This window comes from Nitratireductor sp. GCM10026969, from assembly GCF_042660605.1.
In the GTDB taxonomy this organism is placed as follows: Bacteria; Pseudomonadota; Alphaproteobacteria; order Rhizobiales; family Rhizobiaceae; genus Chelativorans.
The window spans coordinates 1-7683 of the sequence record NZ_JBHSUM010000184.1; the positions used below are offsets into that span (position 1 = coordinate 1).

The window sequence follows — 7683 nt, forward strand, 5'->3', positions numbered from 1 at the left end:
GTGATCGTGCGTGGGCCGGATGCCGAGATCATGCGCGCCTGCCGCAAGGTGGCCGAGGCCTCCGATCGGCTGGCGCAGGCGAAGTTCTCCTCCGGCGAGATCCCGGCGCGGCAGGCGCTGGAGCGGGCGGCGCAGAGCCTGCAGCGCGTGATGCGGAAGCACGGGAGGATGCCGTGACCCTCGACAGGCTCAGGGTGTGGGGGAGAGCAGCCTAATGCGCTTCCTCATAAGCCACACCCAGAATGTGCGCCTCTTTTGCCGCTTCGACGAAGGCGCTGCGCGCCAACTCTGGCGGTTCACTCCCGGCAAGCACCTTCATGCACGTCATCCGCGCCTGAATACGCAAGCCTGTTTCACCGATCGGCCAGGCATAGAGCAGCATTTCCGCAGCTTCTCTAGCACTGCGAATATCGAGCTCGCCGGCCTCGGTGGTGAGATGCACCGGCTCTTCAAAAGGGCCGATCTGGAGGTCCTTGTGCATCGCAGTTTCTCCTTTGCTGGAGAATCAAGCGCGGTGTCGGGGAACTGTTTCGTAACAAATTGGCCGCTGGGGTCACAGAGCGTGAGGGCGGCGTGATGCGTAGTCTTTTCGAACACGTTGCCCCGGGTTCGGTCCGGCAAGGCGGGCCGCTGATAGTGGACAGCTTCGCTGGCGGGGGCGGGGCATCGACCGGGATCGAGATGGCGCTTGGGCGCTCGCCCGACATCGCCATCAACCACGATGCTGATGCGCTCGCCATGCACATAGTGAACCACCCGGACACACTGCACCTGTCCAAGAACATCTGGCATGTCGACCCGCTGGAGGCGGTCGGCCATCGCCGTGTCGGTCTCGCCTGGTTCTCGCCGGACTGCAAGCACTTCTCGAAGGCGAAGGGCGGCAAACCGGTGAAGCGCAACATCCGCGACCTCGCTTGGGTGGTGGTGCTGTGGGCGAAGCGGGTGCGGCCCGAGGTGATCATCCTCGAAAACGTTGAGGAATTCCGCGAGTGGGGGCCGGTTTCCGCCGACGGAAAGCCGTGCCCGGAGCGGAAGGGGCAGACGTTCAAGCTCTGGATGGGGCAACTGAAGCGGCTCGGCTACAAGATCGAGTGGCGCGAGCTGCGCGCCTGCGACTATGGCGCACCGACGATCCGTAAACGCTTCTTCATGATCGCCAGGCGCGACGGACGCCCGATCGTGTGGCCAGAGCCGACGCATGGTCCGCCGGACGATCCCGACGTGATAGCCGGGCGAAAGCTGCCCTGGCGGACAGCGGCGGAGATCATCGACTGGTCGATTCCGTGTCCTTCGATCTTCGATACGTCGGAGGAGATCAAGGCGAAGTTCGGCATCCGCGCCAACCGGCCGCTCGCCGAGGCGACCATGCGGCGTATCGCGCGGGGTGTCGTGCGGTATGTGCTGGAGGCGAAGACGCCGTTCATCGTGCGCACCGATATGGCTACCGCAGCGGAACGGAACGGGGTGCACGCGACGGATGAACCGGCGTGCACGCTGACGACCGCTAGGTCGTTCGCCCTTGACGCGCCGGTCATCGCGTCGGCTCAGTATGGCGGCTCTGTCAGGGATGCCCAACAGCCACTCCATACTCTCACTGCGAAGAGTAAAGTCCAGAACGCCAAAATTGTTCCGAGCTTCGTCGGATGCGGCGGCCGGGCCGGGCAGAGTGCGCCACGCGGTGGTGACGAGCCGCTCGGCACCCAGACGGCGAAGGCGGACGGATGCGTGGTTGCCACGCACCTGACGAAGTTCCAATCGGGTTCAACAGGATCCGCCGCCGAGCCTGAGCCGACCGTTACCGCCAACAGCTACTTAAAGCGCCCAGGCGGCGCGGCGCCGAACGGCGTGGTCGCCGCGACCATGGTGCAAACAGGCTATGGCGAGCGGGAAGGGCAGGCGCCGCGCGCGCTTGATGTCAAGAAGCCTATCGGGACGCAGGTCGCCGGCGGTGCGAAGCATGGTGTGGTTGCGGCCTTCCTGGCACAGCACAACACGGACATGGTGGGGCATGAGGCCCGTTCTCCGGTCTCGACCATTGTTCAGAAGGGATGCACCCAGAGCGTGGTCGCAGCGCATCTGACGCATTTCTATGGGTCGAACGTTTCGGCCTCCGCCGGCGATCCCGAAGAGCCGCTGACGACCGTGACCACCAGCGGCGGCAAAGGCGGCGGTCATGAAGGGGTCGTTGCGGCACACATGATGCGCCAGTTCGGGGCGTCCGTGGGCTCGGCAATGGACGACCCTGTCGGCACGATCACCGCCGGCGGCGCTGGCAAAGCGGCGCTGATCTCCGGATTCCTGACGAAGTATTACGGTCAGGGCGATGGCGCTGCTGTGACCGGACCCATGCATACCGACACGACAAAGGACCGATTCGGCCTGGTGACGGTCGAGATCGACGGCGCGACCTATGCCATCGCCGACCTCGGCATGCGCATGCTGACGCCGCGCGAGCGGTTCCGCGCGCAGGGCTTCCCCGAGAGCTACATCGTCGACCGGCGGCCAGACGGCAGCGCCATCACCGGCACGGTGCAGGGGCGGTGCTGCGGCAATTCCGTTTGCCCGCCATTGGCCGAAGCCCTCGTGCGGGCGAACTGCGCGCACATGGCGGTGGAAAAGGCGGCGGCAGAATGACGTTATTCAGCATGAATGCCGGCCTTTCGGGCGGCCTCGGTGAAGGCCTGGCGCGCTTCGGTGGGATCCACCTTGCCCCTCAGCGCCTTCATGCACTCGTCCAATGCGCGTTTATGCGCCGCACCTCTGCTCGGCCAGCGGTAGATCAGGATGTGGGCAGCTTCGAACACGTCTGTGACTCGTGTGATTTCACCGCCATTGCCGAGGCGCAGGTGTATCGGAGGGTGCCAACTGTTACGCATGACGACGAAACTGGGGTCGCACCCGAATGTTTCGCGCGTCTACGGATTTTCGGCAATAATTCCAGCATCTCTGGCAGCTTCGACGAATGCTTGTTGTGCGTGCTCGGGTTCGTGGGTTCCTTGCAGAACGTCGAGGCAGGCGCTCTGCGCTCGCAGGTGGGGCCAACTGTCTCGGTGCTTTTCGGGCCAGTGAAGGACAAGAAAGTCGGCCGCGTGCCGCGCGGAGCGAATGTCGAAAACGAGGCCCTGTCCGTCCAAAACGGACACTGGGACACTCCATCTACCAGTATTCATGCATGGGAAACGCGCGGCACTGCCTGTGGTTGTTTCACGAACGGGTACCGGGTTGTAACAATCGGGGGCGCAGCGCGTTTAACTGGCCAGGATGTCCGCCTTCTCGGCCGCCGTCACAAAGGCAGAACGCGCCTCTTCGGCATCGCACTTACCCTTGAGGCAGGACAGAATCACCTTCTGGGCCTTCATATGTGCCTTGTCCTTGGCAGCGCGCGTCGGCCAGTGGCTGAGAAGGACAACCGCGGCCGTAGGAGCGTCGCTGATAGTCCAACGAACATTCGCGGCCTTGCCGGCGAACACGACAACGGGCTTCTTCCAAGAGATCTCGGCCATGCGCCTCAACGCACAGCAGTGACGGAGGTTGCGGCGGGATGAGCCATGACGCGACCAACTGGGCGATCAAGCAGCGCGGGCTGAAGCCGGCGGCGAAGGTGGTCCTCTGGAACCTGTGCGACCGCTATCACCCGGACAACGGATGCTTTCCCAACCAGGATACGCTGGCGCGCGATTGCGAGATGTCGCGGTCGACGCTGAACGATCATCTGGCGGCGCTGGAGGCGGCCGGGCTGATCCGCCGCGAGCAGCGCCGCGACAGCCGCACGAAGCGCCAGAAATCAACCGTCTACCGCTTCGCCTTCGAGCCGGACTTCCACGAAAAGCCGTGTCCGGAAACCGGACACGGAGCCGTGTCCGAAAACGGGGCCGAGCCGTGTCCGGAAAATGGCGAAAGCCGTGTCCGAAATCCGGACGCTAACCCTGTAAGGGAACCAGTAAAGGAACCTGAGAGAGAGGCGCGCGAGAGCGGGCGGGAAGACAGCCAGCCGGAAGACCCGAAAGCGGTGGAGAGGGCGTTCTGGCGGGTGGTGAAGGACTGGCCGGGCTTCGCCGGGATGCCGAAGGAGCCAGCGAAGGCGGCATGGTTCGCGCTGGAGCCGGAGGAGCGGGCGGAGGCCGAGCGGAAGCTGCCGGCGTGGCTGAAGTTGCTCAAGGCGCAGCGCAAGAGCCATGTGCCGGCGCCCTCGACCTATTTCCGCGAGCATCTCTGGGCCGACGTGCCTGAGCCCGAGGAAGAAAAACCCGCCGCGCTGGAGGCAAAGCCCTTCGGGCCGCTCTGGATGGTGGCGCGGATGAAGCAGCTCGTGAACGGACCGGCGATGAAGCTGCCGGGGCTCACCCACTTCCAGCGCCACATGGTGGAAACCGGGCAGGCCGACGAGGCCGAAATTCGCCGCGAGCAGCAAGCGAAGAACGGCTGGCCGGCTGTGAACCGCATGCACGACATGGCCGAGCGGCGGCAGGGCGTAATGGTGGCGCCGGCACTGGAAGCGTTTGCCGAGTTGATGGCGGCGGTGCCTGTCGGCTCCGAGACCTACGAGCAGTGGCGTGAGGAGCACGAGCGTCGTGGCTGGCCCTGGCTGCCGGATCCGGGCGGCCAGCCCGTGGTCTATTTCCCGCGCGGCGGCCCGGCGGGGATCGAGGCATTCGAGGCGGCCCTCAGGGGCGATGACGGACATGCAGTCGAGGCGGCGGAATGATGCACCAGGTGCCGGAACTCTCCGAGCGTGAATTGCGGGCGCTTGAGCGCGGGCGGCAGAAAGCCGGGCTTATCGCATGGCTTAGAGGCGAGGCGGCCGCGAGGGACGGGGAGATGGCCTGGTATGTCGCCCGGACGAACTGGCGGGCCGATTCGGTGGCAGAGGAGCTTCGCGCCTACGGGATCGAGGCTGTGTGCCCACTAGAGAGGCGCTGGCGGCGCTATCCGCGCTCCAGCGGTGCTAATCGGCGATATCCTGTGGATATTCCGATCTTCAGAAACTACCTCTTCGTGCGCCTCCTGAAAGCGGAAGCGGCATGGGTTGGTGTGCTCACCTTCGACGGGGTGAACTGCCTGCAGGGAAGTGGCGAGAAGCCCATTCCGCTGAGGCCACGCGAAGAGGTGCAACTTCTTGTGATGCTTGCCGGATCTGGCGATACAGTCGTGCGGGATGCCGGCGGGATCAAGGTAGGTGACCGGGTGGTGCGCCCAGTCGGAACATTCGCTGAATTGGCGGGGACTGTACTCGCGATCAACGAGGCGAAGCGGGAGGCTCTTGTCTCGACCGTGCTGTTCGGACGTGAGATGGAGACGCGCTGCGGGATTGACGATCTCGAAAAGCTTGGTTAGCCATTTCGCCTCAAGGCCACTGGAGACAGGACGCCCACAGCGAGCGCCCTCCAACCCTGCCCGATGAGACGGCGATCTGCCGGCAAGCATCGGGCGCTTTGGCTGAATATTGCCGAGACATCCCTTGGACATTTCCGTCCAACATCACCGAGTAGACACGATCGCTGCACGCTGAGGTGGATGGACGTGCCGTTTGTGACGATGAGTTACGGCCCGCGCCGCAAAGACGCGGGCCGGAGATTTTCTCAGCTATAGGGCGAGTTACATGGTCTACGCGGCCCGTTGTATGGCTGGAACGTGTTGTCCGAAGCCCGATAGGAACGGTAGCGGTCATAACACCAACGTACATGGGCCTCGCTGAGGCCTCTATACTGTGGCTGTTGCATTGCTCCGCCTATGATCGCTCCAAGCGCAAAGGCTGCTGGTGGGAACCACCAGTCGCCACGTTGCCGATATCCCGGCCGGCGTTCCCGGAAACCTCGATGGCCGCGCCAGTAGACACCGTCCCGCCGGCGTTCGAACAGATCTCGACGATGTTCACGCCGGTTGTCGCGGCGCCACCTGGGGCGTCGATCTTGTACCTTTGTGACTTCTGACGATGCCTCCGGAGCTTTGGGCACGAAAATTGGTGCGGCCACCGTTGGCGTCGCAGTGCCAAGCGCGAATGTCATGGCTATCGCCGCGCAAAGGCTTTTGCTGGTTGTCTGTCTCATAGCTCAACTCCAACGAATCCCTTCAGGAGTAAACCGGTGAAATTGCGTATTGGTTGCAGAGCTTACCTCGTTTCTGCGTCACACATCCCCATCCGAGGCGGCTATCAGCCGGTCGATCGACAGTGGCTTCATGAATATTCAGCCTCGCCGGTTACCCACCAGAAGCAGAAGCATGACACAGCCTCTCACGCTCGCCACTGACCGTGCTTTGTCGATCCCGGCAGGCTCAATCGTCAAAACCGCCTATATCCCGGTGGAGAGCATTAAGCTCGCCTGCCGTGATCGGATGGCGGTGGGCGATGTTGAAGCTGCTTACCGGAAGCGCCTCCAGATCGGGGACAGCCAACCGTGGCCTTGCCCGAACGGGCATTGGGAAGGCGAGCGCTTCGTCATCCACGACGGTCGGCATGAGTTCGTCGCCACGCTGATGCTGGGGCATTCTCATCTTCTTGTCGCTTGGGTCGAGGCGGATGCGGATCAGCGTTGATTACAATCGCCGGGAATTCGAGCAGCAGCTGGCGAGGGATCTCGGGCGCGATCTTCCTTTCGCGCTGGCGCGGGCGCTGACCTGGACGGCGAAGGACGTTCAGAAGAACTCCAAGAAGTGGATGCGGCGCGACTTCGACCGGCCGACCAGGTGGACGCTGAACGCGGCCCGTGTGAAGCCGGCGAAGAAGCGCGACCTCGTCGCGGAGGTCTACTTCAAGGACTTTGCCCCGAAGGGCACGCCGGCCGGCAAGTATCTGCTCACCCAGATCAGGGGCGGGCGGCGCCCGCATACGCGCTGGGAGAGGCGGCTGATCCATGCCGGTGTAATGAAGGCGAGCGAATACGCCATGCCGGGCAAGGGGCTGAAGCTCGACCGGCACGGCAACGTGCCGCGTGGCGTGTATGCGAAGATCCTTGCTCAGCTTCAGCTGGGCGGGAGCGGGATCGGCAACAAGAGCGAACGATCGAAATCAGCGAGGGGGCGGCGAGGGGCCATGCGCTATTTCGTTTCGTATGGAAAGGACGCCCCCCGGCTCGGCAGCGTTCGGCCGACGAACCTGCCCCGAGGGATATGGCAGCGCGACCGGCGGGGACAGATATCCCCCGTGTTCGTGTTCGTGCCGCGAGCGCCGGATTATCCGGACATCTTCGACTGGAAGCGGTGGTCGCAGGAGACGGTGCGCGCGCGGCTTCCCATCAACTTCAGGCGCTCGGCCGCGATGATCATGCGCAAGCCGAACCGCTGAAGCGCGCCGCAGCCGACCAAGGCCACCCCCGGCACCCCCTCGACCCTCGCGGGTCCTTCCCCGACCACCTCGCCGAGCGAGTAATTCGAACCGCGGGTTGTCGGCAGTCTGAGCGGAAATTTGAAGCCTAAAGTGCAAGCCTAAAATGACCGAGGCTCCTAAAGTCGAGACGGTGGGCAAGGGCGAGTTCGCGCGCCTCATTGGCGTGTCAGCCGGCCGTGTCTCGCAATACATCGCGGAGGGCAAGATCTTCGGCGCGGCGCTCGTGGGCGAGGGGCGTTCGGCGAAGATCGTGCCCGAGGTCGCGCGGGTACAGCTGGCGAAGACGCTGGAGCCCTCGCAGCGACTTGGGGCGAACGGGGCGCTGCTGCGCAGCGTGAAGCCGACGGCGCCGGCGGCGG

At 64.2% G+C, this 7683-nt stretch carries 10 protein-coding genes and 1 pseudogene; 6 read left to right on the forward strand and 5 right to left on the reverse strand.

What is annotated here, in order from left to right:
• Positions 1-211: 211 nt before the first annotated feature.
• The gene (locus ACFP9U_RS22315) at positions 212-481 is read right to left on the reverse strand and encodes a DUF982 domain-containing protein (protein ID WP_378624836.1); all 270 of its coding nucleotides are present in this window, start codon (positions 479-481) and stop codon (positions 212-214) included.
• 95 nt (positions 482-576) lie between these two features.
• On the opposite strand from ACFP9U_RS22315, the gene ACFP9U_RS22320 reads away from it, so the two are divergent.
• On the forward strand, positions 577-2634 hold the full coding sequence (locus ACFP9U_RS22320) for a DNA cytosine methyltransferase (protein WP_417629227.1): 2058 nt from the start codon (positions 577-579) through the stop codon (positions 2632-2634).
• 2 nt (positions 2635-2636) lie between these two features.
• Here the strand turns inward: ACFP9U_RS22320 and ACFP9U_RS22325 are convergent, their stop codons facing one another.
• The 3 genes from ACFP9U_RS22325 to ACFP9U_RS22335 form a co-directional block, all read right to left on the reverse strand.
• Positions 2637-2876 carry a DUF982 domain-containing protein gene (locus tag ACFP9U_RS22325; RefSeq protein ID WP_378624841.1) on the reverse strand — a complete coding sequence of 80 codons (240 nt, stop codon included), beginning with the start codon at positions 2874-2876 and terminating at the stop codon, positions 2637-2639.
• Between the two features lie 39 nt (positions 2877-2915).
• On the reverse strand, positions 2916-3170 hold the full coding sequence (locus ACFP9U_RS22330) for a DUF982 domain-containing protein (protein WP_378624843.1): 255 nt from the start codon (positions 3168-3170) through the stop codon (positions 2916-2918).
• 78 nt (positions 3171-3248) lie between these two features.
• Complete coding sequence (locus ACFP9U_RS22335) at positions 3249-3503, reverse strand: DUF982 domain-containing protein (protein ID WP_378624845.1); 255 nt, start codon at positions 3501-3503, stop codon at positions 3249-3251.
• A gap of 38 nt (positions 3504-3541) precedes the next feature.
• On the opposite strand from ACFP9U_RS22335, the gene ACFP9U_RS22340 reads away from it, so the two are divergent.
• Positions 3542-4705, forward strand: a complete 1164-nt coding sequence (locus ACFP9U_RS22340) for a helix-turn-helix domain-containing protein (protein WP_378624846.1) — start codon at positions 3542-3544, stop codon at positions 4703-4705.
• Positions 4702-5334: a transcription termination/antitermination protein NusG gene (gene nusG, locus ACFP9U_RS22345; protein WP_378624848.1), complete on the forward strand. Its 633-nt coding sequence runs from the start codon at positions 4702-4704 to the stop codon at positions 5332-5334. The genes ACFP9U_RS22340 and nusG overlap by 4 nt, the downstream gene beginning before the upstream one ends.
• A 245-nt stretch (positions 5335-5579) precedes the next feature.
• On the opposite strand, the gene ACFP9U_RS22350 is transcribed toward nusG, so the two are convergent.
• Positions 5580-6047 (reverse strand): BA14K family protein, encoded by a 468-nt coding sequence (locus ACFP9U_RS22350; protein ID WP_378624850.1) that lies wholly within the window; start codon positions 6045-6047, stop codon positions 5580-5582.
• Between the two features lie 172 nt (positions 6048-6219).
• Here ACFP9U_RS22350 and ACFP9U_RS22355 point away from each other — a divergent pair, with 172 nt between their 5' ends.
• The 3 genes and pseudogenes from ACFP9U_RS22355 to ACFP9U_RS22365 all read left to right on the forward strand — a co-directional run.
• Positions 6220-6534, forward strand: a complete 315-nt coding sequence (locus tag ACFP9U_RS22355; protein ID WP_378624852.1) for a hypothetical protein — start codon at positions 6220-6222, stop codon at positions 6532-6534.
• Positions 6518-7282: a hypothetical protein gene (locus ACFP9U_RS22360; RefSeq protein WP_378624853.1), complete on the forward strand. Its 765-nt coding sequence runs from the start codon at positions 6518-6520 to the stop codon at positions 7280-7282. The genes ACFP9U_RS22355 and ACFP9U_RS22360 overlap by 17 nt, the downstream gene beginning before the upstream one ends.
• Positions 7283-7427: 145 nt before the next feature.
• Positions 7428-7683 (forward strand): annotated as a pseudogene (locus tag ACFP9U_RS22365) (hypothetical protein); the annotation flags it as partial.

What these genes read in the sequence shown, in the direction of transcription:
- ACFP9U_RS22315 (WP_378624836.1), bottom strand. Translation starts at nt 481, where the DNA reads ATGCACAAGGACCTCCAGATCGGCCCTTTTGAAGAGCCGGTGCATCTC.
- ACFP9U_RS22320 (WP_417629227.1), top strand. Translation starts at nt 577, where the DNA reads ATGCGTAGTCTTTTCGAACACGTTGCCCCGGGTTCGGTCCGGCAAGGC.
- ACFP9U_RS22325 (WP_378624841.1), bottom strand. Translation starts at nt 2,876, where the DNA reads ATGCGTAACAGTTGGCACCCTCCGATACACCTGCGCCTCGGCAATGGC.
- ACFP9U_RS22330 (WP_378624843.1), bottom strand. Translation starts at nt 3,170, where the DNA reads ATGAATACTGGTAGATGGAGTGTCCCAGTGTCCGTTTTGGACGGACAG.
- ACFP9U_RS22335 (WP_378624845.1), bottom strand. Translation starts at nt 3,503, where the DNA reads ATGGCCGAGATCTCTTGGAAGAAGCCCGTTGTCGTGTTCGCCGGCAAG.
- ACFP9U_RS22340 (WP_378624846.1), top strand. Translation starts at nt 3,542, where the DNA reads ATGAGCCATGACGCGACCAACTGGGCGATCAAGCAGCGCGGGCTGAAG.
- nusG (WP_378624848.1), top strand. Translation starts at nt 4,702, where the DNA reads ATGATGCACCAGGTGCCGGAACTCTCCGAGCGTGAATTGCGGGCGCTT.
- ACFP9U_RS22350 (WP_378624850.1), bottom strand. Translation starts at nt 6,047, where the DNA reads ATGAGACAGACAACCAGCAAAAGCCTTTGCGCGGCGATAGCCATGACA.
- ACFP9U_RS22355 (WP_378624852.1), top strand. Translation starts at nt 6,220, where the DNA reads ATGACACAGCCTCTCACGCTCGCCACTGACCGTGCTTTGTCGATCCCG.
- ACFP9U_RS22360 (WP_378624853.1), top strand. Translation starts at nt 6,518, where the DNA reads ATGCGGATCAGCGTTGATTACAATCGCCGGGAATTCGAGCAGCAGCTG.